This window comes from Pseudomonas sp. GW101-3H06 (assembly GCF_059424605.1).
In genome coordinates this window covers 257,753-282,524 of sequence record NZ_JBWKZO010000001.1, presented here as the reverse complement: position 1 = coordinate 282,524, position 24,772 = coordinate 257,753, and the positions used below count along the sequence as shown (strand labels likewise).

The 24,772-nt window shown below is 57.9% G+C and carries 21 protein-coding genes; 10 read left to right on the top strand and 11 right to left on the bottom strand.

Going from position 1 to position 24,772, the window contains the following annotated elements; all coding sequences use genetic code 11:
• Positions 1-3: 3 nt before the first annotated feature.
• On the bottom strand, positions 4-1,185 hold the full coding sequence (locus tag AC07ZE_RS01330) for an acyl-CoA dehydrogenase (RefSeq protein WP_077047085.1): 1,182 nt from the start codon (positions 1,183-1,185) through the stop codon (positions 4-6).
• A gap of 158 nt (positions 1,186-1,343) precedes the next feature.
• Here AC07ZE_RS01330 and AC07ZE_RS01325 point away from each other — a divergent pair, with 158 nt between their 5' ends.
• The 10 genes from AC07ZE_RS01325 to AC07ZE_RS01280 all read left to right on the top strand — a co-directional run bounded on the left by AC07ZE_RS01325 (position 1,344) and on the right by AC07ZE_RS01280 (position 11,225).
• The gene (locus tag AC07ZE_RS01325) at positions 1,344-2,243 is read left to right on the top strand and encodes a LysR family transcriptional regulator (RefSeq protein ID WP_207267740.1); all 900 of its coding nucleotides are present in this window, start codon (positions 1,344-1,346) and stop codon (positions 2,241-2,243) included.
• 434 nt (positions 2,244-2,677) lie between these two features.
• Positions 2,678-3,799 (top strand): Re/Si-specific NAD(P)(+) transhydrogenase subunit alpha, encoded by a 1,122-nt coding sequence (locus AC07ZE_RS01320; RefSeq protein WP_137806640.1) that lies wholly within the window; start codon positions 2,678-2,680, stop codon positions 3,797-3,799.
• Positions 3,800-3,810: 11 nt separating this feature from the next.
• Complete coding sequence (locus tag AC07ZE_RS01315; protein ID WP_007992881.1) at positions 3,811-4,167, top strand: NAD(P) transhydrogenase subunit alpha part 2; 357 nt, start codon at positions 3,811-3,813, stop codon at positions 4,165-4,167.
• Positions 4,164-5,600: an NAD(P)(+) transhydrogenase (Re/Si-specific) subunit beta gene (locus tag AC07ZE_RS01310; protein WP_207260238.1), complete on the top strand. Its 1,437-nt coding sequence runs from the start codon at positions 4,164-4,166 to the stop codon at positions 5,598-5,600. The genes AC07ZE_RS01315 and AC07ZE_RS01310 overlap by 4 nt, the downstream gene beginning before the upstream one ends.
• Positions 5,601-5,813: 213 nt before the next feature.
• On the top strand, positions 5,814-7,307 hold the full coding sequence (gene scpC / locus AC07ZE_RS01305; protein WP_207260237.1) for a succinyl-CoA:acetate CoA-transferase ScpC: 1,494 nt from the start codon (positions 5,814-5,816) through the stop codon (positions 7,305-7,307).
• A 319-nt stretch (positions 7,308-7,626) separates the two neighbouring features.
• Complete coding sequence (locus AC07ZE_RS01300) at positions 7,627-7,842, top strand: DUF1127 domain-containing protein (protein WP_028619839.1); 216 nt, start codon at positions 7,627-7,629, stop codon at positions 7,840-7,842.
• 333 nt (positions 7,843-8,175) lie between these two features.
• A complete protein-coding gene (locus tag AC07ZE_RS01295; protein ID WP_095194638.1) occupies positions 8,176-8,493 on the top strand; it encodes a DUF2388 domain-containing protein in 318 nt (105 codons plus the stop codon).
• A 107-nt stretch (positions 8,494-8,600) separates the two neighbouring features.
• Positions 8,601-8,918 (top strand): DUF2388 domain-containing protein, encoded by a 318-nt coding sequence (locus AC07ZE_RS01290; protein WP_207260235.1) that lies wholly within the window; start codon positions 8,601-8,603, stop codon positions 8,916-8,918.
• 28 nt (positions 8,919-8,946) lie between these two features.
• A complete protein-coding gene (locus AC07ZE_RS01285) occupies positions 8,947-9,267 on the top strand; it encodes a DUF2388 domain-containing protein (protein ID WP_095194636.1) in 321 nt (106 codons plus the stop codon).
• Positions 9,268-9,287: 20 nt separating this feature from the next.
• A complete protein-coding gene (locus AC07ZE_RS01280) occupies positions 9,288-11,225 on the top strand; it encodes a DUF7844 domain-containing protein (protein WP_219739457.1) in 1,938 nt (645 codons plus the stop codon).
• Between the two features lie 24 nt (positions 11,226-11,249).
• On the opposite strand, the gene AC07ZE_RS01275 is transcribed toward AC07ZE_RS01280, so the two are convergent.
• From AC07ZE_RS01275 to tssH, 10 genes are all read right to left on the bottom strand, one after another.
• Positions 11,250-12,245: a serine/threonine-protein kinase gene (locus tag AC07ZE_RS01275; RefSeq protein ID WP_207260227.1), complete on the bottom strand. Its 996-nt coding sequence runs from the start codon at positions 12,243-12,245 to the stop codon at positions 11,250-11,252.
• Positions 12,242-12,970, bottom strand: coding sequence for a PP2C family protein-serine/threonine phosphatase (locus tag AC07ZE_RS01270; RefSeq protein ID WP_207260226.1), 729 nt, complete (start codon positions 12,968-12,970; stop codon positions 12,242-12,244). The genes AC07ZE_RS01275 and AC07ZE_RS01270 overlap by 4 nt, the downstream gene beginning before the upstream one ends.
• Positions 12,970-16,473 (bottom strand): type VI secretion system membrane subunit TssM, encoded by a 3,504-nt coding sequence (gene tssM / locus AC07ZE_RS01265; RefSeq protein ID WP_207260225.1) that lies wholly within the window; start codon positions 16,471-16,473, stop codon positions 12,970-12,972. Before tssM ends, AC07ZE_RS01270 begins: the two co-directional genes overlap by 1 nt.
• On the bottom strand, positions 16,473-17,366 hold the full coding sequence (gene icmH, locus AC07ZE_RS01260; RefSeq protein WP_207260219.1) for a type IVB secretion system protein IcmH/DotU: 894 nt from the start codon (positions 17,364-17,366) through the stop codon (positions 16,473-16,475). The genes tssM and icmH overlap by 1 nt, the downstream gene beginning before the upstream one ends.
• A 5-nt stretch (positions 17,367-17,371) precedes the next feature.
• Entirely contained in the window at positions 17,372-18,703 is a 1,332-nt protein-coding gene (gene tssK / locus AC07ZE_RS01255) for a type VI secretion system baseplate subunit TssK (protein ID WP_207260216.1), read from the bottom strand.
• Between the two features lie 2 nt (positions 18,704-18,705).
• On the bottom strand, positions 18,706-19,206 hold the full coding sequence (gene tssJ, locus AC07ZE_RS01250) for a type VI secretion system lipoprotein TssJ (RefSeq protein WP_259331922.1): 501 nt from the start codon (positions 19,204-19,206) through the stop codon (positions 18,706-18,708).
• 5 nt (positions 19,207-19,211) lie between these two features.
• The gene (gene tagH / locus AC07ZE_RS01245) at positions 19,212-20,402 is read right to left on the bottom strand and encodes a type VI secretion system-associated FHA domain protein TagH (RefSeq protein WP_207260212.1); all 1,191 of its coding nucleotides are present in this window, start codon (positions 20,400-20,402) and stop codon (positions 19,212-19,214) included.
• Between the two features lie 17 nt (positions 20,403-20,419).
• The gene (locus tag AC07ZE_RS01240) at positions 20,420-20,560 is read right to left on the bottom strand and encodes a type VI secretion protein (RefSeq protein ID WP_207260207.1); all 141 of its coding nucleotides are present in this window, start codon (positions 20,558-20,560) and stop codon (positions 20,420-20,422) included.
• Positions 20,561-20,636: 76 nt separating this feature from the next.
• The gene (locus tag AC07ZE_RS01235; RefSeq protein ID WP_207260205.1) at positions 20,637-22,154 is read right to left on the bottom strand and encodes a sigma-54 interaction domain-containing protein; all 1,518 of its coding nucleotides are present in this window, start codon (positions 22,152-22,154) and stop codon (positions 20,637-20,639) included.
• A gap of 10 nt (positions 22,155-22,164) precedes the next feature.
• Positions 22,165-24,771 (bottom strand): type VI secretion system ATPase TssH, encoded by a 2,607-nt coding sequence (gene tssH / locus AC07ZE_RS01230; protein WP_207260202.1) that lies wholly within the window; start codon positions 24,769-24,771, stop codon positions 22,165-22,167.
• Position 24,772 lies beyond the last annotated feature (1 nt).

The window sequence follows — 24,772 nt, the reverse complement described above, 5'->3', positions numbered from 1 at the left end:
CTATTAATAGAACGCCTGGATGCCGGTCTGCGCACGACCGAGGATCAGCGCGTGGACGTCGTGTGTACCTTCATAGGTATTCACCACTTCCAGGTTGACCAGATGACGCGCGACGCCGAACTCGTCGGAGATACCGTTGCCGCCCAGCATGTCGCGGGCCATGCGCGCAATGTCCAGAGACTTGCCACAAGAATTGCGCTTCATCATCGAAGTGATTTCAACCGCTGCGGTACCTTCATCCTTCATGCGCCCCAGACGCAGGCAGCCTTGCAGAGCCATAGTGATTTCGGTCTGCATGTCGGCCAGCTTCTTCTGGATCAACTGTGTGGCAGCCAATGGGCGGCCGAACTGCTGACGATCCAGTGTGTACTGGCGAGCGGTGTGCCAGCAGAACTCGGCAGCACCCAACGCCCCCCAGGAAATGCCGTAACGTGCCGAGTTGAGGCAAGTGAAAGGACCTTTCAAGCCACGGACATCCGGGAAAATGTTCTCTTCAGGGACAAACACGTTGTCCATGACGATCTCTCCGGTGATCGATGCGCGCAGGCCGACTTTGCCGTGAATCGCCGGAGCGCTCAGGCCTTTCCAGCCTTTTTCCAGAACGAACCCACGGATATCGCCCGCGTCGTCTTTGCCCCAGACCACAAACACATCGGCGATCGGACTATTGGTAATCCACATCTTGCTGCCGGTCAGGCTGTAGCCGCCTTCCACTTTGCGTGCACGGGTAATCATCGCGCCCGGGTCGGAACCGTGGTTAGGCTCGGTCAGACCGAAGCAGCCGATCCACTCACCCGAGGCCAGCTTCGGCAGGTACTTCTGTTTTTGCGCCTCGGTACCGAACTCATTGATCGGCACCATCACCAGCGAAGACTGCACACTCATCATCGAGCGATAGCCGGAGTCGATACGCTCGACCTCACGAGCAATCAAGCCGTAGCTGACATAGTTCAGGCCGCTGCCACCGTACTGCTCCGGAATGGTCGCCCCCAACAGACCCACTTCCCCCATCTCGCGGAAGATCGCCGGGTCGGTCTTTTCATGACGGAACGCTTCGAGAATGCGCGGTGCGAGGCTTTGCTGGGCGAACTGCGCGGCGGTGTCGCGGATCATGCGCTCTTCTTCGGTGAGCTGCTGGTCCAGCAGCAGGGGATCGATCCAGTTGAAGCTTGCTTTACCGGCCATGGGTGTTTCCTCTCGAAACGGGTGAAATAAACGTGGACTGATCCTAGGCCGGGTTCGTCGTCTCGGCAAACGAGGATTTCGCATACTGTTGTGCTAATTTCTCACTCCGAAACGTCGCAAACGGCAAATTGTGCGATGTATTAGTGAGGTTGACGTACATGCGCAGGAAGATACCCAGCACGACCGCCCTGATCAGCTTTGAGGCGGCCGCACGCCATGAGAGCTTTACCAAGGCGGCACAGGAACTTTCACTGACCCAAGGCGCGATTTGCCGACAGATCGCCAGCCTTGAGGAGTTTCTCAACGTTGAGCTGTTCCGACGCTCACGACGCGGAGTGAAACTGACAGAAGCCGGTCTCTCCTACAGTCGCCGGGTCGCCACCCAGCTCGACGCGGTCGAACGCGACACGCTGTCTGTGATGGGGCAGCAAGGCGCAAACGTGATCGAGCTGGCCGTAGTTCCGACGTTCGGTACCCAGTGGCTGCTGCCTCGACTCAAGGACTTCCAGCAAAAACACCCGGAAGTGACGGTCAACCTGACCAACCGCACGCGCCCCTTCCTGTTCGCCGATACGGACTTCGACGCAGCGATTTACTTCGGCGATGCGGACTGGTCCGGTACGCAGTCCCACCGCTTGATGGATGAACACCCGCTTCCCGTTTGCAGCCCGAACCTGATGGGGGAAAACACGCACCTGTCCGCAGGTGAAATCGCTGAACTCCCCCTTTTGCAACAGACCACCCGCCCCTACGCCTGGCGACATTGGTTTAACTCTCAGCGACTGAATGTCCCTCGGGACATGACAGGACCGCGCTACGAGCTATTCTCCATGCTGGCCCAAGCGGCCATGCACGACATGGGCATCGCCTTGATTCCACCCTTCCTGATTCAGCGTGAATTAGCCGAGAAGCGCCTGGTCATTGCCAACCCCCAGGCACTCTCAAGCATCAAGGCTTATTACCTGATGATTCCTGAGCGAAAGGTCGAATCGGCGTCTTTAAGGGCATTCAGAGATTGGCTGGTCAATCAGGCGCACAGCTACAGCCTCGAAGGATAAAGGCTTACAGACGATAGCTGACCCAGTAGTCAGCAAAATAAAAACCCTACAGATATAACTATTTGTCGCATATTCGAAGACTGTACCGAAAGCAGTACAAACGTCCCACAAGTGCCTGAACATATGGCTTTGCGCCGCTATTTCGAAGCAATGCAGGAACATTCATATGGCCTATGTGAAAATTCTCAAATTCAAGAAAAACGCTCTGAAAGGCACGCATTACATGGGACTGCGCCTAATCGATGCGACATTCGGTCACGGGGTGACTTGTAGTTAATTTTCCGTCACGCGTCATAATCCCTTGAAGGGCACAAAGTTCGCCTGCAAAATGCCGCGCCCCGCCCTGATTTGGCGGGGTCGTGCTGATCGGCCGCCCCAGCCGCACCATCCGTAGTGCATGGGTTTACTCAATAAGATCACGCAGGAGATTTGACGTGCACATTGGTGTTCCTCTCGAAACCCAGACCGGTGAAACACGGGTTGCTGCAACCCCTGAAACCATTAAGAAGCTGATCGGCCAGGGTCATAAGGTCACTGTACAAAGCGGCGCCGGCGTCAATGCCAGCGTTGTCGACAGTGCCTATGAAGCCGCAGGCGCAACTATTGGCAGCGCCGGTGACGCGTTTGGTGCAGAGCTGATTCTGAAGGTCGTGGCCCCCACTGACAGCGAACTTGCGCTGATAAAAAGCGGCACCATTGTGGTGGGGATGCTCAATCCGTTCAGTAACGAAACCATCGCCAAAATGGCCGAGTGCGGCATTACCGCGTTTGCGCTGGAAGCTGCGCCACGCACCTCCCGTGCCCAGAGCCTGGATGTGCTGTCCTCGCAAGCCAACATCGCCGGCTATAAAGCCGTGTTGCTGGCTGCTCACCACTATCCGCGCTTCATGCCGATGCTGATGACCGCTGCGGGCACCGTGAAAGCGGCGCGCGTGCTGATTCTCGGCGCCGGCGTCGCCGGACTGCAGGCCATCGCCACGGCGAAACGCCTGGGAGCGGTGATCGAAGCATCCGACGTGCGCCCTGCGGTTAAAGAACAGATCGAATCCCTCGGCGCCAAGTTCGTCGACGTGCCTTACGAGACCGATGAAGAGCGCGAATGTGCCGTTGGTGTCGGCGGCTACGCGCGCCCAATGCCGGCCAGCTGGATGCAGCGTCAGGCTGTGGCTGTGCACGAACGCGCCAAACAGGCTGACATTGTTATCACCACCGCACTGATTCCAGGCCGCAAGGCTCCGACGCTATTGAGCGCGGAAACCGTGGCGCAAATGAAACCGGGCTCGGTAGTCATCGATCTGGCGGCGGCCCAAGGCGGTAACTGCCCGCTGACCGTGGCTGATCAGGTGGTGATCGAAAATGGCGTGACCATTGTTGGCCCCACCAATCTGGCGGCCGCGGTCGCAGCCGACGCCTCGGCGTTGTATGCACGCAACCTGCTGGACTTCATGAAACTGTTGTTCGATAAAGAAGGACAACTGGTGATCAACCTTGAAGACGATATCGTCGCCGCGTGCCTGATGTGCCGCGACGGCCAGATCGTGCGCAAGAACGGCTGAGGATAAAAACAATGGAAGACATGCTGATCTCTCACGGTATCTACAACCTGATCATCTTTGTGCTGGCTATCTATGTCGGCTACCACGTGGTCTGGAACGTGACGCCTGCACTGCACACTCCACTGATGGCTGTCACCAACGCCATCTCGGCCATCGTGATCGTCGGCGCCATGCTCGCCGCGGCCCTCACCGTGACCCCGCTGGGCAAGACCATGGGCACCCTGGCCGTGGCCCTGGCCGCGGTCAACGTGTTTGGTGGCTTCCTGGTGACCCGGCGCATGCTGGAAATGTTCAAGAAGAAAGCGGCGCCAGCGAAAGCTCCGGCAGCCAAGGCCGAAGCAGTCAAGGCTGAGGTGCAGCAAGCATGAGCATGAACCTGGTTACTTCCCTGTATTTGATCGCCTCGGTCTGCTTCATCCAGGCGCTCAAGGGACTCTCGCACCCCACCACGTCGCGTCGCGGCAACCTGTTTGGCATGCTCGGCATGGGCCTGGCGATCCTCACCACGGTCGGCCTGATCTACAAGCTGGGGGCTGAACTGGCCCATGACGGCATCGTCTACGTGATCGTTGGCTTGCTGATCGGCGGCACTGCCGGCTCGATCATGGCCAAACGCGTTGAAATGACCAAGATGCCTGAGCTGGTCGCCTTCATGCACAGCATGATCGGCCTGGCAGCGGTGTTCATCGCCGTGGCCGCCGTGGTCGAACCGCAGTCGCTGGGCATCGTCCAGAACCTCGGCGATGCGATCCCGGCCGGTAACCGTCTGGAGCTGTTCCTCGGCGCTGCCATCGGTGCGATCACTTTCTCCGGTTCGGTCATTGCCTTCGGCAAGCTGGCGGGCAAATACAAGTTCCGCCTGTTCCAGGGCGCACCAGTACAGTTCTCCGGCCAGCACAAGCTGAACCTGCTGCTGGGTCTGGCCACACTGGCACTGGGCGTGACGTTCATGCTCACCGGCAACTACACCGCTTTCGGCGTGATGCTGGCGCTGGCCTTCGTGCTCGGCGTGCTGATCATCATCCCGATTGGCGGCGCCGACATGCCGGTCGTCGTGTCCATGCTCAACAGCTACTCCGGCTGGGCAGCAGCGGGTATCGGCTTCTCGCTGAATAACTCGATGCTGATCATCGCCGGCTCCCTGGTAGGCTCAAGCGGTGCGATTCTCTCGTACATCATGTGCAAGGCGATGAACCGCTCATTCTTCAACGTATTGCTCGGTGGTTTCGGCAACACCGCGGATGCGGCCGGCCCTGCGGGTTCGAAAGAAGCCCGCCCGGTGAAATCCGGTTCGGCTGACGACGCGACCTTCCTGCTGACCAACGCCGACACCGTGATCATCGTTCCGGGCTACGGCCTGGCGGTAGCGCGGGCGCAACATGCACTGAAGGAACTGACCGAGAAGCTGACCCATCGCGGCGTGACCGTGAAGTACGCGATCCACCCGGTTGCCGGTCGTATGCCTGGCCACATGAACGTACTGCTGGCCGAGGCTGAAGTGCCTTACGACCAGGTGTTCGAGATGGACGACATCAACTCCGAGTTCGGTCAGGCCGACGTGGTCCTGGTGTTGGGCGCCAACGACGTGGTTAACCCGGCCGCCAAGAACGATCCGAAATCGCCGATTGCCGGCATGCCGATTCTCGAAGCGTTCAAGGCCAAGACCATCATCGTCAACAAGCGCTCGATGGCCAGCGGCTATGCCGGCCTGGACAACGAATTGTTCTACCTGGACAAAACCATGATGGTGTTCGGTGACGCGAAAAAAGTCATCGAGGACATGGTCAAGGCTGTCGAATAACCTTCGCCGGCACCACAAAACGCCCCGACTTGTCGGGGCGTTTTTGTTTGCGCGAATCGTCGGACAAACCACCGCTTTGTTACTGATCCGGTAACGGTGTTTTGCTTTAAAGGCCCGGAATAGACGCCTCTTTTGCGACCTTGGTAGCGGGACAGGGACCGGTGAAATTCAATAGACTGCGCTTCCTGTACCCGTTGCCCGAGATAACAATCCATGTACCGTGACCGAATTCGCCTGCCTTCGTTGTTGGATAAAGTGATGAGTGCCGCCGAGGCTGCTGCCTTGATTGAGGACGGCATGACCGTCGGCATGAGCGGCTTCACCCGCGCCGGCGAAGCCAAGGCCGTACCCCATGCACTGGCCGAGCGGGCCAAGGTCACGCCGCTGAAGATCAGCCTCATGACCGGCGCCAGCCTGGGCAACGACCTCGACAAACAGCTCACCGAAGCCGGCGTATTGTCACGACGCATGCCATTCCAGGTGGACAGCACACTGCGCAAGGCGATCAACGCCGGGGACGTGATGTTCATCGACCAGCACCTCTCGGAAACCGTCGAGCAACTGCGCAACCAGCAATTGAAGCTGCCGGATATCGCGGTGATCGAAGCCGTCGCCATCACCGAACAAGGCCATATCGTGCCGACCACTTCCGTGGGCAACTCCGCCAGCTTCGCGATCTTCGCCAAACATGTGATCGTCGAGATCAATCTCGCGCACAACCCGAACCTCGAAGGTCTGCACGACATTTATATCCCGACCTATCGTCCGACCCGTACACCGATTCCGCTGGTCAAGGTCGACGATCGCATTGGCAGCACCGCCATCCCGATTCCGCCGGAAAAGATCGTCGCGATCGTGGTCACCAACCAGTCCGACTCGCCCTCCACTGTATTGCCGCCGGACGTAGACACCCAGGCCATCGCCGATCACCTGATCGGCTTCTTCAAGCAGGAAGTCGACGCCGGACGCATGACCAACAAGCTCGGCCCGCTGCAGGCCGGGATCGGCACTATCGCCAACTCCGTGATGTGCGGCTTGATCGACTCGCCCTTCGAAGACCTGACGATGTACTCCGAAGTGCTACAGGACTCGACCTTCGACCTGATCGACGCCGGCAAGTTGAGCTTTGCTTCGGGAAGCTCGATCACGCTGTCCAGCCGTCGCAACGCCGATGTTTTCGGCAACCTGGAGCGCTATAAGGACAAACTGGTGCTGCGCCCACAGGAGATTTCCAACCATCCCGAAGTGGTCCGCCGCCTCGGCATCATTGGCATCAACACGGCGCTGGAGTTCGACATTTATGGCAACGTCAACTCCACCCACGTCTGCGGCACGCGGATGATGAATGGTATTGGCGGTTCCGGCGACTTCGCGCGCAATGCCCATCTTGCGGTGTTCGTGACCAAGTCGATCGCCAAGGACGGTGCGATTTCCAGCGTGGTGCCGATGGTCAGCCACGTTGACCATACCGAGCATGACGTCGACATCCTTGTCACCGAAATCGGCCTGGCCGACCTGCGTGGCCTGGCGCCTCGGGAACGCGCCCGCGTCATCATCGACAACTGCGTGCACCCCGACTACCGCCAGGCATTGAATGACTACTTCAATGCTGCTTGCGCCCTCGGCGGACACACCCCGCATATCCTGCGCGATGCCCTGAGTTGGCACATGAACCTGGAAGACACCGGTCGAATGCTCGCTGTGTAATTGATACAGATAGCCGCTGGCGCAAACACAGTTTCGCCAGCCCGCTATTGCGAAGCCACAACTCGTCAAAAACTGTACTGCTGTACCGGTCATTTCCTACAGAAAAACCCTACAACTTGACGCGAAACCAGTAAAAACGCACCATAACAGTGCAGATAGGTACAGTTGCCTCAATTTAGACCAGTACACCCCCTATAAACAGTTAACTGAGCTCTCACAATACAGGTGAACTGTATCTACAGAGACTAGGCAAACGGGAGGATCATGGGCACCAGTTAAACCACTACCTAATCCCGCCACAAGCGGAAGGATGAAAACCATGGAACGTACACTCAGTTCCGATCTGTTCTTCGAAAACACCGCTGCAAAAACCCAGGCTTCCATGCCTCTGCGCGTTATCGCCAACCTGATGCTGTGGCAGCGCCGCATCTCCAGCCGCCACCAACTGGCTCGTCTGGATTCGCGTCTGCTGGCTGACGCCGGGATTAGCGAAGCACAACGCTACGAAGAGCTGAGCAAGCCGTTCTGGCGCTAAGTGAGCGTCGCTGGCTCTGACCCACAGGGTCCACCGCCAGCAACCTGAATTGAACAAGCAAAACCCGACGTGGGAAACCACGTCGGGTTTTGTCGTTTCAGGGGCAAAAAAAGACAACAAGTACAGTTAATACAGGAATAAAATTGACCAGTACAGTTACATCGATAGTATTTCATCCATACGGCTTCTTGCAGATCGCAACACGTTCAGATTGTCGCAACATCGCGCACGGGCCTACTATCAATCCAGAACGTGGCGAATACCGAGCGTCTAACGTCTGACTCTTTGGACACTGCGCCACCTTTCAATCGGTTTACCCAAAGGAGTTACACCATGTCCCGTCTTCGCCTGCTCAGCGCTGCAGCCCTGCTTGCCGTGGCTGCCAATGCCCACGCCACCAGCTTCATCGTGACCACCGATGCCGTCGTCGGTGCACTCAAAGCCACCTCCGACGCGACCTCGGACGTCACCTCATCCTTCCGCGATGACAAGATCGTACTCGCCGCCCGTGATGACGCCGCCAGCTTCGTTGCCAGTGAAGGCAACATTCGCGGTGTAAAACTGGAAAGCGCCCTCGATCACATTCGCCATCAAGCACCACAGCTGAACGCATCCGATGCACAACTGGCGCAGGCGATCCTCGCGATCTAAGCGCCTTCCCTGGCATGGGACACGCCCGACGTGTCCCCGTGTTTCGGCGCTGGCTCTAGACCGGGCATTGCGCTAGCCTTGGGACTCGCCTTCAACCGTCGAGTCTCATGCGTTTTCTTTCAAATCTGTTACTCACTTCAGCCTTTCTTGCGGCCAATTATTCAGGTTCAGCCTGCGCCTTCGACGCTTTTAACCTGTCGACCCAAGGCATCGTGGCCAGCGGTTACGCCACAAGCATGGTGACCTCCGCCCCCTTCGACCATAAACTGCTGCTTGCCGCCCAGGATGACGCCGCGGCATTCATTGCCAGCGACGGCCAACTGAGAGGTGCACAACTGGAGTCGGCCCTGCGTTATCTGCGTCAGACCCAGCCAAAACTTCATGCCAGCGATCTTGAACTGGCACAGGCAATTCTCGTCCAATAGTTATCCTTAGTTTCTCCGGAGTCGTTCCATGCGTAGCCCGCTAATTGCCGCCACCCTTGGCCTGCTGTTGTTGGCCGATATGGCCCAGGCCCATACCCTGGTTGCCACCAGTAACATCCTCATCCGTGCCACCGAGCGCACACTGGATTTCACCTCCGACACCACCACGTCGATCCGCGATTCGAAAATCGTCCGTGAAGCCCATGACGACGCCGCCAGTTTCGTCGCAACCAATGGCGATATTCGCGGTGCGCACCTGGAAGCCGCCTTCGACATGCTGCGCACCCGCGTACCGGAAGCCCGTGACGCCAGTGATCAGGTCCTCGCCGAAGCCATCCTCGCACTGTGAAGTTTCCAGCAACCTGGCTGATGGCCGGGGCGCTGTTGCTATTGGGCAGCAGCGCCCACGCCGGCCTTGAATTACACCTCAAGACCGAAGGCTTGAGTCCCGCACAACAGCAAGCCAGCCAGGCTTTGCTCGATGAAGCCATGCAGGCGCTACCGCCGCGCTTTATCGAGCAACTGGACCGGCGCATCGACGTCGGCTGGACCGATGACATGCCCGGTAACGCCTATGGGCAGGCATCGCTGGTGTCCGAACTCGATCTGAATCGCAAACTGCTGGCCAGCCTCACGGACGGCAGCGCCGCGACCAAAAAAACCTATCGCCCCCATGGCACCGTGCGCCGGGAAATGCTCGCCACGGTGTTGCACGAACTGACCCACATCTATGACCGTTCCCGCCTGTGGCCACAGGCGGAGCGCACGTTGATCCAACGCTGCACCCGCCAGGACAACAGCTCAGGCCTGATCGGCATTCCCGACCAATGCCGTGGCCAGTCCGGCCGCCGCTTTACCCTCAGTGACGATCCACGCCTGCTCGACCTTGCCGGCTGGCCGCAATACGTAGGCCGTCGCGGTGAGCGCGAACAGTACAACCGGCAGATCGCGCGCAGCCCGGACATCTACGAGACCAGCAGCCCCAAAGAGTTCGTCGCGGTCAACATGGAGTACTTCCTCCTCGACCCCGGCTACGCCTGCCGCCGCCCTGCCCTGTACCGCTACTACCAGGAGCACTTCGGCTGGGCGCCCGCCGCCAAAGACACCTGCGGCAAGACCTACGCCTTCCTTAACGCCGGCAATGACTTTGCCAAGACGCCACTGGGTCAGGTCGACCCCGAGCGGGTGTATGCCGTCGACTACCTGCTGGCCGAAGCCAACCAGAACTGGGTCAGCCGCTGGGGCCACAGCATGTTGCGCCTGGTGATCTGTGCGCCCGGTCGCCCGCGCGGGCCGGACTGTCGGCTGGACCTGGACCAACATCTGGTGCTGTCCTACCGCGCCTTCGTCGGCGACGTGCAACTGTCGAGCTGGGATGGGCTGGTGGGTAAATACCCGTCACGCCTGTTTGTGCTGCCATTGGCTCAGGTGATCGATGAATACACCAAGACCGAATTGCGCAGCCTGGCTTCCGTGCCGCTGAACCTGTCGCGCAACGAGATTGATGAGGTGGTGGAACACGCCGCCGAGATGCACTGGAGTTACGACGGCAACTACTTCTTCCTTTCAAACAACTGCGCCGTAGAAGGCCTGAAACTGCTGCGCAGCGGCACCAACAATTCGAAACTGGTGGGGCTGGACAGCATCATGCCCAACGGCCTGCTCGAAGTACTCAAGGGGCGCGGCCTGGCGGACACCAGCGTGCTGGATGATCCCCGTGAAGCACTGCGCCTGGGTTACCGCTTCGACTCCTTCCGCGAGCGCTACCAAGCAATGTTCGAAGTGCTGAAGAAACACTTGCCGATCAAGCAGGAAAAGGTCGAGGACTGGCTGTCACTGAAAGCCGAACAGCGCCGCCAATGGTTCGATCAGGCAGACCTGCGCACTAGCGCCGCGTTACTCCTGCTCGAACAAGCCAGCTTCCGCCAACAATTGGTGCTGGCCCAGGACGAAGTGAAGCAACGCTACCTGGGCGCCCGGGAACTGCAACACGGCGGCATGGACAGGGCCAACAAAACCTTGCAGGAAATTCTCGCCAACAGCGGCTTCCTCAGTCGCCCGGCAGAACTGCTCGGCAGCGGCGGCTATGGCTTGCCGCAACCGAATGAATGGCAACGCCTGGAATCGGAAAGCAGCCTGCGCCAGAAACAGCTGCAGGCACTGAGCGGGGATCTGGACAAGGAAGTGCGCGCGCTGCTCGAACCGGAACGCGCTGCGGAAATGGCGGCCAATGAAGCCAACGTGAAGCAGATTGGGGAGCATCTGCGTAAATTGCACAAGGCTTCGGGGGGGTTGGAGTTGCCTTGATGCCTTACAACCTGATCGACCAGCTCAACGTGCGACCCAGCGTCGCAACCACGATTGCTTGTTGAAAGCGCCATACAGCTCCCGGGCCGTGATAGTGCGTTGGGCTGCATCGAAACTCAGGGCCTTTCGTAGTGCGGGCCAACAGTGTTTCGGCAAATACCGGGGGGCTCGCAATTCACGGTCAAGATGCTCATCCCGCGCGCGGGTTGAAGACCAACGGTGGAATGGGTGCTTGCCTCCCGCCAACTCATACAGCACACAAGCCACGGCATAAATGTCCGAAGAGACGGACAGCGGCTGGTCTTCAAGCAACTCAGGGGCCGCATAACTCGGTGTCCAGGCATTGAATCGGTCGCGACTCAGCTTGGGCAGCCCCGGAATGATGCTTTCATCGGCTCGGCCCAGACCGAAATCAAACAGCCGAACGCCTTCTTCGCTGACCATTACGTTGCTCGGTTTTAGATCGCCGTGCAGCACACCACGGCTGTGAACATGGGCCAATGCATCGAGCAGCGGGAGCGCGACATCGCGCAATTCTGGCCACGATATTCCAAGAGGCCTTTCGCAGAGCAGTTTATCTAGGGTCAAGCCGCGCATCAGCTCCATTGTGAAGAAGGCTCGTTGGCAACCTGTGTCCACGTCAAAACTGTTCAAGCGCAGCACATTCGGATGGTGCAAATGTTGGGTGAGGGCAAACTCACTGTAGAGCAAGGCGCTGGCGTCCGGGGAATCGACGAGGTCTTCACCGAGCATTTTCAGCGCAACGTATGGCTCACGATCACCGAACTGTTCGTGCAACAAATCCCGTGCGCGATACACCACACCCATACCACCGGCACCGAGCAACCGCTCAATGCGGTAACGTCCCGACAGCACCTCAGGCAATTCGACGGCAGCGGCTTGAGGCAAGATGACGTCATGGGATGCGGTGGCAGGTTTGGCGAAAGCAAAATAGGTCAGATCGGTGGCCGCCCCTTCGCAGATCGGTAGTTTCTCAGGTGTTGGTACTGGCTCACTCATTGGCGGATCACCACACCCGTCAAGTTATCCCGCGCCGGACCGCTCAAGGCGCTATCGAACAAGCGCTCCATCACTTGCGTTGGTGTATTCAGACTCAGGGCGCTGCCCAGTGCGTTGCTGCTCAAGGCTTGATACAAACCATCACTGCACAGCAAAAACGAGTCTCCGGGATACACCATCAATTCCAGTACCTCGAGCGTCAGCTGTTCGCTTGCCCCTACTGCGCGGGTCAATGCTCCGGCATGCGGTTGAATGCTGGCCTGTCCGGCGCACATCTGCTGCTGGTCGATCAGTTGCTGCATCAGCGAATGGTCCTTGGTCAGCTGATACAAGCGTTGGTCGCGCCACAAATAACAGCGGCTGTCGCCAGCCCAGATACACGCCGCACGACTGCCATCCACAAGCAGCACTACCACGGTGCTGCCGACGATGCTGTCCTGATGCCCGGCCATTAGGGTCAACTCTTGGCCCAAACGACGATTGAGCCAATGCAGGCACTGACTCACACTTCTGAGTCGATCATCGAAGTTTTTTTGCAGCGGCATCTCCGCCAGGCTGGTAACGATCATCTGGCTGGCAATGTCGCCCCCTTGATGTCCTCCCATGCCATCGGCGACCACCCAAAGCCCCTGCTGCGGACAATCGAGAAAGGCATCCTCATTGCACCCCCTGACCTTCCCGACATCGGTACGCGCAGCACTTCGCCAGGGACTGATCATCGACATCAGAGCTGCACCGGCATGCGGAACGTGCGCAGTACACCCATATCGAACGGATTCGGCGCACGTTGACTCGTCAGCAAGTAGTTGGCGCGCAGGCCACCCACATCGGCTTTGAGCACGAGCACATCACGACCGATCAGGTATTCGGTCTGCATCAGGTCCAACAGACGGAACAGCGACCATGGACCGCTGTTCTTCTCGATACCGATCGGACGCTCGGTCATTCTCTCGAGTACCAGGCTGGTGCGGCCATCTTCGGCATCATTTGGCCATTTGAATGAAGCCGCTACGATTGGCCCGTGGCGATATTCCATGGCCGTATCTCCAAAGCGGAACTCGGAACGGCTGACGCTCGGATCGAGGGTGTACGGCTCCAGCTTAAACGGCACGTGCGGCTCGGCTGAGTTCTCGGCGAAGAAACTCTGGCGAATGATGTGTGCTGAAGCCATCTGATCGAGGTAAATCCGAGACACGGGCAGATTTTGACCATCAATACTGCGCAAACGGTAGTTACCCGGGCCGCCGCTGACAAATGGGCGCATGTAGTTGTCGAAGAAGCGGTCAACGATGCCTTGAGTCTTGAAAAACTCGCGGAAATCGCTGAGCGCCACGTCGCTGGCACTATGCGCACTGAATGGATAACGCTTGTAGATCGCCTTGCCATAGAAACTGTACAACTCACTTTGATAGCGCTGATTCAGGTACTGATAGGCGTCGCCAAGCACCAGACGCCAGGCATCTTCGGCCAGCACGTTGAACCAGGCACCGACTGGTCGCGGCAAGCGACCTGAGGCCATGCGCAATTGACTCAGCGCATCACGCTGGTTAGCCATACGGGCCTTGGCCAGATCATACGCCGCCTGATCAGGTGAGCTGGCACGAGCCAGACTCGACAATTGCAGTTGCAGCTCATTGAGCGCGTGCATAACAGGGGTCAGGTCGGCGCTCGGGCCGTTATTTTCATCCAGTAACCGGTGGAGAGGTTCAAAGCGACGTTGCAGGGCCTTTCTCGCGGTGTCCGGCAGACTACTGCCCAAGGCGCCTGATGCTTTTTCTAACGTGGCGACGGCGAGTTTTCCAACCTCCCCATTCTTCTCTACCAATATTTGTGCGGCTGTCGCTACGTCATCTACAGCATCGGTGACCACCGGGAAATGAGTGTTTTCACGCACCTGCACGAGCAGTTGCATCACGGGCGAGTTGGCAGATGTCAGGCCGGCCAGCTGCTCTGCCCCTTCGACGGCGTGGTTGATGGGCTGTAAAGCAACCCTCCCCATCGCATCGCCCCATGCATTGGCGTAGTCACGGAAATACAATTGCTCCAGCTCGACCATCAAGCGCCGCAAGTCCATGTTGCTGATGTTCGACACCTCACCCAGCACCCAGTTGTCGCGCAAAATGTCGGTGACCAGCGCAGCGCCCCGGACCGAGAAATACTGCTGATAACCCTGCCGGGTGTAAAAGCCGGGGATCACGTGATCGGTGCCAACCAATAGTGCCCCCTGTGGCCCCAGATGCTGACTCAAACGGTACTCCGGGAGAATGCGAGCCTGCTCGCGGAGTATTCGGTAAACCACGTTGGCCAGGGATTCGCTGAGCAAGCTCTGACGTGCCTGGGCCACTAGTGAATCATTGAGGGGGTAGCTGAAGGGTAACGCGAGCAAATGATCAACATGGGTGTTCACGCGGTTTTGCACTGAAGTGTTGCCCGCGTATCGCACGGACCAATCAGTGGCAACCCATTCCTTAAGCCATGCCACGTCGCGGCGATCCTGGTTGCTCAACATCAGGTATGCACGCAGGCCGTTGAGCAAAAGCTCGCGGTCTTTCATGTTGGTGCGGATCTGCCCTTCCAGCAGCGTCGCGAGCCGCGGCAGAAGGAGCGCTTCAAGTTCGCGCTCGTAGGCACTTCTGATCACCGTATTTACCTCTACACCTTGGTACAAGCCCCCGCGCTCGTGGTAGGAGACATCGCGTTTGTCAGGGAACACCTGAGTTGCCGCGTAGCTGGTGTCGAGGGACTCGAGCGCTGGCAGCCATTCATCCTCTGCCGTCAGGGTCGAACGCTGTTGAATCCAGGTCTGCGCAAGAGCGCGAAGGTTATCCAAGCGCTCATGGTTGGCCGAGAAGCTGCTGGCCCATAAAAAACCAAACAAGCTCAATGCAGTCAGCGCCCCCACATACAGCGTGCGCTGCATCCAGGAAAGACGGTTGCGCTCACGCTTATCCAGCTCGGCAAGACCGGACTCGGAAAAGATGGTTCGACTGAACAAATGGTGGATAAACCGCGAGTGCCCGGCATGCGGGACCGGCGCAGCCCCCTGATTCAGCCCTCCACCGGCGTCAGTTGGTTGATTCTGCGGCTTGCTTGAGTAAGTGGCACTGGTGAGGTAGAAACCGCGTAATTGGCCCATGTGAGGATTACGGCTACTGCTAAATGTCTTTTCGACGAATTTGCACAGCCCTTCACCAACCTGACCCAATTGATGCGGAAAATCGAGAATGCGGCCTCGACGCAGAGGGTCGCGCTCTTGATGCATGCGCATAATCACCTGGCTGTTGAGGCGCTGTAGCATTGCTTCGAATTCGATGCGTACCGCGGTAGCCTCAGACGCCAGCGACGTTTCACTCAGACTGGCGCCCAGCACCTGCTCCTTTTCCTCCCGGGTCAGGCGATCGAAAAACTCCTGAAAGCCCGGCTGATCATCCGTTTTGCTTAACACCAGGTAGATCGGAAGGTCGACGTGCAGCCTTTGCTGTATCTCTTGCAAACGTGAACGCACGTGTTTCGCCAAAACCTCCAAACTCTCATGGTCATGGCTGAACAAGGTTTGCACCGGGAGCATCACCATCACACCATTGAGCGGTCTGCTGCGACATCGTTTATGCAAAAGGCCGAGTAAAGAGCTCCAGCCACTGGCGTCGACTTCAACGTTTGACTGAGTCAAGTAGCGGCCGGCCGTCTCGAGCAGCACACCGTTCTCAGTGAAGTACCAATCGCAATACTCTGTACTGAGCAAATCGCGAGTCAGCGTGCGGTCGAACGAATTGAGCGGAAACTCCAGGCCTGAACGCTCCAGTAAACTGGTTTTGCCACTGCCCTGAGGACCGATCAGCAAGTACCACGGCAATTCACGACGCCCGCGATAGAGGTTCGAAGTCCTGAGGGTGTGAAGGGCACTCTTGAAGCGCACCTTCAGCTCTGTGCATTCCTGATTGATCTGTTGATCACGGAAAAGACTTGCCCGGGCGTCTTCGGAGCTTTCCAGGATCTGCTGGCGTATACCGGCGCGCCAATTGACGAAAACCATGGTCAGGCCCCAGACCAGGAACAACACGCTGATGCTCAGCAGACGCGAGGTGGGACTTTCCCAGAACCTATAATCATCCACTGCCAACAGCGGTCCGATGCGCCACACCAGCAGTGCGACAAACAACACCAACAACAGGCTCCAGATCCACGTCTTTATCAGGAAAGGGCCGGTTCTTCTGAAGAGCGTGATCATCACCAGCGCCCCTTCAATGGGTGCGACTGCGAATGAACCGCTGTTTGGTCAATTTGCTGGAACGGCTTTAAAACCGAAGCACGCTGCTCAAACAATACCCAGGCAAACCCTGAGTACATAACTATCAGGCACACCCCGGTAATCAGCGCCACCGTCCACCACGGCACTATCCGCATCAGACCGCGCCGCTGGCCTTCACCAACGCCTTTGCGGTGCTGTGAAAGTTCATGCGGAACATCTACGTGCAACTGGTGAATCTGCCGATAGAGTGCATCACGGAGATTTTCCAGCTCCTGATGGCCTCGCGACTGAACTCGGTATTTGCCCTCGAACCCAAGAGCCAGACACAAATACATCAGCTCCAGCATCGGCAAGTGCTTGACCGGGTTTTTTGATAAACGATCAAGGAGCTGGAAGAATCGTTCACCACCTGACGTCTCATTGTGAAATGTGCTCAAAAGGCTCATTTTCGACCACTCGCCTTCCTTACCCCACGCAGAGGTCGCCACCGCCTCGTCAACAACTGTGCAAAGTACGTAACGTGCAGTTGATACCTGGCCACTTTCGACACCTTTGTGCAGCGCGTTATTCACGAAGTCTCCCAGCGCGGTACTCAACCGTTGGTTAAGGGTTGGCAAGTCTTCACCGGCGGCGGTCTGCTTGAGCTGCACCACTTCCGATAGCAGACCGGATGCCGCCGCCACCAACGAGTTGAGACTCATGCTGAAACTATGTGCCGGCCGCTGCCGAGCGGCGTAAATCATGCGCGCTTCCAACTGTTCGAAATGCGGTGGGGCGGTGGAATCGGTCAGGTTTATCTGCGCCGGTCCATGACCCAAACGATCGAGCAGCACAGTTTTGTCGTCCTGATGATGGTCCATGTTCTTGATCATGTTGCTCAGTTCCTGATGGCCCAGAATTTCAGTTCGAGCTCGGCGAATTCACCGGAGACATGGAACGCGAAGCCGCCAGAGCGCTCGAGTTGCGTCTGGTCTTCGGAACTGAGTTCGAGGATGAAATAGGTTTTGTTGGCGTGGAACGCGATCTGACGCGGGGCTACCGGTAATGGCCTGACTTTGATACCCGGCAGATGAAGATTGACCAGTTGACGGATGCTTTCCACCGGACCGACCTTGAGGTGTGCCGGCAATCGATGGCGCAGTTCTTCGCTATCGCATTGAGCACTGGCGGCGAGTACGAACGAGGCCGAGCCCAGTAGTTTATGGTCGTGCAACGGCGAAACAATGATTCCGTACTGACGCGCCTGCATCGGCAACTCGACAGCATGCTGTTCCAGCACCATCGATAGAACCTGACGAATCGCCTCCATGAGTTTGCGGAAGCTTGTGCCTTGGTCACTGTGCTCATAGCGACTGTCCAGACCTGGGCGCTTGCTTTCGCTGGAGAAAGTGGCCAGTTCGCCCAGCAGGGTCAGCAGTGTGCAGTACAGCTCTTGAGGATGAAGCTGCTCTTTGGTGAGGTAATGACGCAACAGTGGTTCGGTGCGGTTGATCAATTGCAGCATCATGAAATCGCCCACTTCCGCGCCCCCCACCTTGCCATTGGAGCGAATCCGCTCGGCAATGGCGTCCCCCCGATGGCCGAGCATGCTGATGACCTCTTTCAGACAAGAGAGCAGATAGCTGGACGAGTGGACCTGCAGGTACGTCGCCACGAAATCCGGAGCGAGTGTGATCACACCATCGGGAGTGGTGTCGAGGACTTCGCAGACTTTCAGCTTCACAAAGGCCTGATCGTTTTGCTGTTCGCCTAGCATTAGGCGGAAGTCCGGACGGCCGCAACTCACCGTGCCGGTGCAACCGTCTTGCGCATTGGAGTCGGCGATCTCAACTTCATAGGCGATGTAACGCGCCAGTACGTCGTTTTGCTCCGGACGGCGTGATTCGACATGGTTGCCGGTCACTAGCGGCAACGCCAGATAGATGGGTGAATTGCCGGTGTTGGCCGGTATGTCCAGGATGAGCGGTCTGGTGCTGCCTCCCACTTCGAAGAGACTGCCATCCGGCAGGATCCCCGAGGCACAGTTGATAACCACTTTCCCCATCTTGAGAAACTGCGGATCGATTTCCAGGTTCAGGAGACCCCAGATGTAACTGCCTGCCAGTTGTGTTCGGGCTTTCAACTGATGGTCGTGGTAGCGATCGCTGTGCTGCAAGTGCTGCGGACGCAGCAGCATGCCCTCCTGCCACATGACTTTATGGGTATGCATGGTCAATCACCTGCCTTGGCGAGAGTTTCATTGCTGCTGCGAATACCGGCATGGTCCAGCTTGAGGTCCGAGTTGTTAATGTCCCCTGATGTGAGTGGCACGGTGAAGCGCCACCTGGATTCAGGCAGGTCACGGTAAGCAGCGAGGATGCCGACGAAGCGACTTTCTCCTTGCACGCTGAGCTTGAGTTCTACAGTTTCCCCGGGCCGCAGCTGTAGCTCTTCACTGGTCACAAGATCCGGCATCAGAGACGTCGTCGCACGCTCGTAAAGGCTGAAGAAGTCGGCGTTCTCAAACGCAACAGGGTGCTTCAGCTCCAGCAGGCGCACGACTATCGGAGATGGACGCCCATGGAGATCCGGATTCAGTTGATCACTGGCGGTCAGCTTCAGATTGAGCTTGGTCATAGCGGAATACGGCGATAACACCGAGCACCCCGTCAGCACAAGCAGCGCCGCGAGACCGGTCAGCGCATTGATTGAAACAGTCCAACGGCGCGACATATGCATCATCCCTGGAGGTCAGAATGGAGGGTGGAGATCAGGCGAATCTGCTCTTCATAGGCCACGGCGAAGTCTCTCGTCAGCAAACGCTCGCTCCAGTCGTCATCCTGTAGCAGGGCCTGGTGGTAACGGCCATAGGCTTTCCAGCGGCTGCCGGAAGTAGCGATCAGCGACTTGTTGTCGCGCTCGAAACGCAAGGTCAGCTGTTGGGGTGAGAGATGTTCCAGAGTGCCTCGAAGCGCCGCGCGACTGCCGGCCAACAAGGCGACTTGGTGCGCCTGTAGATCACGGAAAACGCGGGAGAGTGCTTGCTCAGCCGATAATTGACCTGGTTTATTGGCTAACAGCATCCCCAGCGCCTCACCTGCACCAACGCCGATCTTCAGCGGGTTTATGGGTAACCCTTGCTGGGTCGTCTGGGCAAGCCGCAACTCGTTTTTCAGCTCGCTACGGGTGCGCAGGCTTTGCTGTAAGCCGCAGACGCTTTGCTTGAGCAATCGTGCGACATTGAGCGCAACTGCTTCGCGGGCGACAGAGTCGAGGCCCTTGAGATCCACTCCCAGTGTGGCACCGAAGCGCTCCCAGAAATCCTCACGCTGAGGCTCGGTTACTTCGGGCCTGACTGGTGCGGGTTCCGACGGAATATCAATCAACTGCGGTACCGTCAGATTTTCCATGTCGATGCGCGCATAGTCGGCGCGTTGCATGGGTGCTTGAAACGGCGCATCGAAGTCACTCAGCTCCTCGAGCTCGCAGCAAGAACGCTCCAGCTGATCAATGGCGCTCAACGGATCGAGGTCAAGGAACACATCGTCAGGAATGATGTTGCCAGTCCTGGTCGGACGGCAGGCTTCGGCGCCTAAGAATCCAGAGTCATGGCTCAGTCGCGCGCGGATCTCGAAGTCGCCCAGCGCGTAAATGCTGCCGGCCTCGATACGCATCGCTTCCCCCTTCATGAGTGGGGTACCACTGACTTGGTCCAGGATACCGTTGCTGCTGATATCGGTCAGGTAAAACACGCCCTCGTGATAGCTGATCATTGCGTGGTGGCTGGAAAGGTGACGTTTACGGTCGGGAATAACCCAGTCGCAATCCTCGCCCCGACCGATCAATCCACCAGACTGTGTGAACGTTTTCTGGCACAAATCGGTCGGCACGAACTGTTTGTTGTTCAGCATTTCTAAAACCAGTTCCATGGTGGTGCTCCCTGTATTTACTTGCCGCGATTGGCCGCCTGTGGATCACCCAAGGGGCGATAGGTGCTGTCATTGAACTTGTAATTACCGCCACAGCCGCCAACGCCGCATAAAACGACGAGCGCCAGCAAAGCGGCCTGCCAGTGACGAACAGGCATGCGAGGTCTCCGAAAGACAAAAGAGGTTGGAGCAGGTTGAACGGACGCAGGGAACCGATCATTCATAACCAGACGATCAACCATCGAGGTCACCTGGCTTTATGTTCAAACGTGCGAGGCGATACAACAGCGTACGGCGTGGCAACCCGAGCTCCCGGGCAGCAAGCGTCTGATTACCGTTGTTTTTTCGCAGACAATCGATGACCAGACTGCGTTCGACCTGCACAAGGCGCTGGCGCAAGTGCAGGCTGCTGTCTTGCGTAATCGAATCCATAGGCAGAGAAAAGTGCCCGACCAGCAACTCGTCGCCCTCGCACAGCAACACCGCACGCTCGACGAGTCCTTTGAGTTCTCGCACATTGCCGGGAAAGGCATAAGCCGCCAGATGACTCAGCGCCGCCTCAGACCAATGCACGCTATCGCGTTGCAGGAAGGTGCAAGCCTTTTCAGCGAAATGCCGGGCCAGATCGAGGATGTCACCTGCACGTTGACGCAGGGCCGGTAGTTCGATTGGAAACTGCGCGAGACGGTAGTACAAGTCCTCACGGAATTTTCCTTCCCTGACCAGCAACGCCAGATCACGGTGGGTCGCCGCGATAATGCGCACGTCGATCTTGTGGGTATCGTTACTGCCCAGGGGCCGGACCTCTCCCTCCTGCAAAACCCTCAACAACCTGGCTTGCAGAGACAATGGCATATCGCCGATTTCATCCAGGAACAGGGTGCCGCCATTTGCCGCATCGAACAGTCCGGCGCGATCGCGGTCGGCACCGGTGAAGGCGCCCTTTCTGTAGCCGAACAGTTCACTTTCCAGGAGGTTCTCGGCGAATGCCGCGCAGTTCTGCACGATAAGTGGCCGAGAACGCCGAGGGCCTCCATTGTGAATCGCCCGCGCAACCACTTCCTTGCCAGTACCCGTCTCGCCGCGCAACAACACGGTGTAAGGACTATGCATGACCTTGCTGATCAGCAAATAGGTTCGGCGCATGGCCGGACTATTGCCGACCAGTCCATAGCCACTGGCATTTGGGACGCTGACTGATGCACATCGTGTATTGCCAGACGGTCGACGCAGCCGTTGCAACAGTTGCAGCTGGCCAAGCACAAACGAGCCCAATTGACCCAGTGACTCGGCGAGCCCCTGCAGATCAACATGTCGGCGGCTGGCACAGAGCACTAAACCCTCAACGCCCTTTTGCCGATTTAGCAGAGGCACACACAACAATGATCTCCATGGTTTGCTCTGGAGCGGCAAAAAACTGGTCTCGTACAAGCTGTCACTCAAGGAGTCGAGGCACATCACGCGGTTCTGGCGCAGGGCGTATTGCAACAGCTGCGCATCGTGGAAATCCACCGGGATGTCCGCCGGGTCCCGAGGCTGCAAAATACCGTTCAAGTGTTCGGAGTTCAGTTCCAGGCAGCCGTGGTTTGCGTCAAGCAGATACAATTGCGCCAGCTCGCAATCACTCAGTTGCGTCACTGCGCGAAGAAAGTCTCCCAGCAATACAGCGCTGTCCGCCGCCTGTGACAAACTGACGAATTGATCCAGCAAGGCTTCGGCATATGCCAGCGGTTGAGGTGTTTGAGCGAGCATTACCCCCATCTCAAGCGAACTCGCAGATAACGCCGGCATCAGCATCCAGCGTCGCAAGAACGCGCGTGAAGTGTTCACCGGTTGCCATTGCATCAAGCAAGCGGTCAGCCACCTGGGGCATCACATGCCGGTCCAGCAACGGGTCAATCAGACGGGCACCGCTGTCGCTTTGCGTGCAAAGCCCGGCCAAGTGATCGACAAGGTTCTGGCAATAGCCGAAGTCCAGCTGACGACGATGCAAGCGCTCTCTCAAGCGGCCAAGCTTGACCTCGATCAGCTCACGGAGCACAGACCCACTGACCGGGTAATACGGCACTACGCGCATACGGGCCAGCAGTGCCGGCTTGAAGTGTTGGATGAGAATCGGGCGAATGGAGGCTTCGAGCTCCTGCAAGGGTGGCCGTGCAACGCTTTTGCACAGTTCGCTGATCCGCTCGCTACCCAGGTTGGAGGTCATCAGAATGAGCGTGTTTCGAAAGTCGATCTGGCGCCCTTCGCCATCGTTGGCCAAGCCTTTGTCAAAGATTTGGTAGAACAGGTTGAGTACGTCCGGGTCGGCCTTTTCGACCTCATCAAGCAATACAACGGAGTACGGCTTCTGACGCACAGCTTCGGTAAGCATGCCACCCTCCCCATAACCGACATAACCGGGGGGCGCTCCGATCAAGCGAGAGACGGTGTGCTTTTCCTGGAACTCCGACATGTTGATGGTGGTGATAAAACGATCACCGCCATACAACAAGTCCGCCAGCGCCAGCGCGGTTTCGGTTTTGCCGACGCCACTCGGGCCGACCAGCAGAAATACGCCCACCGGCGCTTCAGGATTGTTCAGGCCGGCGGCCGTCGCGCGCATCGAGCGATCCAGTACCTCGATGGCTTGTTCCTGACCACGAATACGATTGCGAAGGTCAGTAGCAAAACTGGCTATCCTGGCGTTGTGCTCAAGGGCCAGTTGAGCCAATGGCACTCCCGTCCAGGCACTAATGACTTCAGCCACCAGACGCGGGCACACTTCAAAGCTCACCAGGCGTTGTCTGGCTTGCGCATCGATCAAGGCGCGATAGACTTCGTTGAGTGCAATTCCCAGAACTTCAATGTCTGGTGCCTGTTCCTCGGTTACGGCTGTTCTAGTGACAGCGTCTTCCCGGGCCCTTGCCAGTTGCTGACGCAGCTCCAGCAGACGTTCAGCCAGTTCCTTTTGCACGGCCCACACTGATTCCAGTTCAGCCCTTTCGTGTTCAACCAGGACGAGGCGTTCTTGCAGGACGGTCAGCGCTTTATGATCAATCTGCAATCCCGCCTCGGCGTCCCGACACATGGCCTGACACTGGCGGACACCTTCAGCCAGTTCACCACGCAAATGCTCCAGACTTTGCGGAGCCGCAGCCAGGCTGATACGCACACGGGCACATGCCGTGTCGAGAACATCCACGGCTTTGTCCGGTAATTGACGACCGGTCAGGTAGCGAGCAGACAGTTCAGCCGCTGCCACCACAGCGTCATCACGAAGGTAAATGCCGTGGCTCTTCTCATACACCGGAGCCAGCCCGCGAAGGATCGTCACGGCTTCGCTGATAGTTGGTTCATGCAACTGCACGGGATGAAAACGTCGGACCAGGGCCGAGTCTTTTTCGAAGTATTTCTTGTACTCCGTCCAGGTCGTGGCGGCGATGGTTCGCAACTCGCCACGAGCCAACGCCGGCTTGAGCAGATTGGCCGCGTCGGAACCGCCAGCACTGCTTCCCGCACCGATCAGCGCATGAGCTTCGTCGATGAACAGGATCACCGGCTTTGACCTGTCCTTGATTTCGTCAATTACACCCTTGAGGCGCCGTTCGAACTCACCTTTGATGCTGGCGCCAGCCTGTAATAGCCCCATGTCCAGGGATAACAACTCAACACCTTTCAACGCTGGCGGCACTTCACCAGCAGCGATGCGCAATGCCAGACCTTCGACAAGGGCCGTTTTCCCCACGCCCGCTTCGCCGACCACGATCGGATTGTTCTTGCGACGACGGGCGAGAATATCGACCATCTGACGGATCGCAATATCGCGGCACAACACCGGGTCCAATTTGCCGTCACGGGCTTGTTGAGTCAGGTTGTGAGTGAAGCGTTCCAGCAGGGATTCAGCAGATTGAGCCGGGTTGCCGGTGGCGGGTGACTCAATCCGTGATAGGGCGAACTCTTTGATTCGCTCAATGTTCAACCTCGCGAGGATCAACTGGTAATGACTACCGGCGTAGCGCAGCGGATTGCACAACAATGAGAGGATCAGTGCGGCCTGCCCGATCACGCGCTCACCCAACTCGACTGTTGCCAGCAGTAAGGCATCCTGCAGCCATTGGACCAATTCCAGTGCAAACACAGGGCTCTGCGAGGCGGTGTGCTCGACGCGCAATGTCAACGCGGCCGCCAACTCACCGGCATCTACTTCAGCGTCTTGCAGGGCTCGGGCTAGCAAACCTTGCGGCCGCTCCAATAACGCCAGCAGAAAATCCTCGACGAGAACTTTACTGCCACCACGGGCGATGCAGCGCTCGGCAGAGCTTTCCAGGTCATGACGGCTTTCGGCGTCAAGCGCTTGAATAAGCTGTTGCAGGTCCACGTTGATCATT

Bases quoted from the DNA above. Each gene is read 5' to 3' on its own strand.
- AC07ZE_RS01330 (WP_077047085.1), bottom strand. From the start codon at position 1,185: ATGGCCGGTAAAGCAAGCTTCAACTGGATCGATCCCCTGCTGCTGGAC.
- AC07ZE_RS01325 (WP_207267740.1), top strand. From the start codon at position 1,344: ATGCGCAGGAAGATACCCAGCACGACCGCCCTGATCAGCTTTGAGGCG.
- AC07ZE_RS01315 (WP_007992881.1), top strand. From the start codon at position 3,811: ATGGAAGACATGCTGATCTCTCACGGTATCTACAACCTGATCATCTTT.
- AC07ZE_RS01310 (WP_207260238.1), top strand. From the start codon at position 4,164: ATGAGCATGAACCTGGTTACTTCCCTGTATTTGATCGCCTCGGTCTGC.
- scpC (WP_207260237.1), top strand. From the start codon at position 5,814: ATGTACCGTGACCGAATTCGCCTGCCTTCGTTGTTGGATAAAGTGATG.
- AC07ZE_RS01300 (WP_028619839.1), top strand. From the start codon at position 7,627: ATGGAACGTACACTCAGTTCCGATCTGTTCTTCGAAAACACCGCTGCA.
- AC07ZE_RS01295 (WP_095194638.1), top strand. From the start codon at position 8,176: ATGTCCCGTCTTCGCCTGCTCAGCGCTGCAGCCCTGCTTGCCGTGGCT.
- AC07ZE_RS01290 (WP_207260235.1), top strand. From the start codon at position 8,601: ATGCGTTTTCTTTCAAATCTGTTACTCACTTCAGCCTTTCTTGCGGCC.
- AC07ZE_RS01285 (WP_095194636.1), top strand. From the start codon at position 8,947: ATGCGTAGCCCGCTAATTGCCGCCACCCTTGGCCTGCTGTTGTTGGCC.
- AC07ZE_RS01280 (WP_219739457.1), top strand. From the start codon at position 9,288: ATGGCCGGGGCGCTGTTGCTATTGGGCAGCAGCGCCCACGCCGGCCTT.
- AC07ZE_RS01275 (WP_207260227.1), bottom strand. From the start codon at position 12,245: ATGAGTGAGCCAGTACCAACACCTGAGAAACTACCGATCTGCGAAGGG.
- AC07ZE_RS01270 (WP_207260226.1), bottom strand. From the start codon at position 12,970: ATGTCGATGATCAGTCCCTGGCGAAGTGCTGCGCGTACCGATGTCGGG.
- tssM (WP_207260225.1), bottom strand. From the start codon at position 16,473: ATGATCACGCTCTTCAGAAGAACCGGCCCTTTCCTGATAAAGACGTGG.
- icmH (WP_207260219.1), bottom strand. From the start codon at position 17,366: ATGATCAAGAACATGGACCATCATCAGGACGACAAAACTGTGCTGCTC.
- tssK (WP_207260216.1), bottom strand. From the start codon at position 18,703: ATGCATACCCATAAAGTCATGTGGCAGGAGGGCATGCTGCTGCGTCCG.
- tssJ (WP_259331922.1), bottom strand. From the start codon at position 19,206: ATGTCGCGCCGTTGGACTGTTTCAATCAATGCGCTGACCGGTCTCGCG.
- tagH (WP_207260212.1), bottom strand. From the start codon at position 20,402: ATGGAACTGGTTTTAGAAATGCTGAACAACAAACAGTTCGTGCCGACC.
- AC07ZE_RS01240 (WP_207260207.1), bottom strand. From the start codon at position 20,560: ATGCCTGTTCGTCACTGGCAGGCCGCTTTGCTGGCGCTCGTCGTTTTA.
- AC07ZE_RS01235 (WP_207260205.1), bottom strand. From the start codon at position 22,154: ATGCTCGCTCAAACACCTCAACCGCTGGCATATGCCGAAGCCTTGCTG.
- tssH (WP_207260202.1), bottom strand. From the start codon at position 24,771: ATGATCAACGTGGACCTGCAACAGCTTATTCAAGCGCTTGACGCCGAA.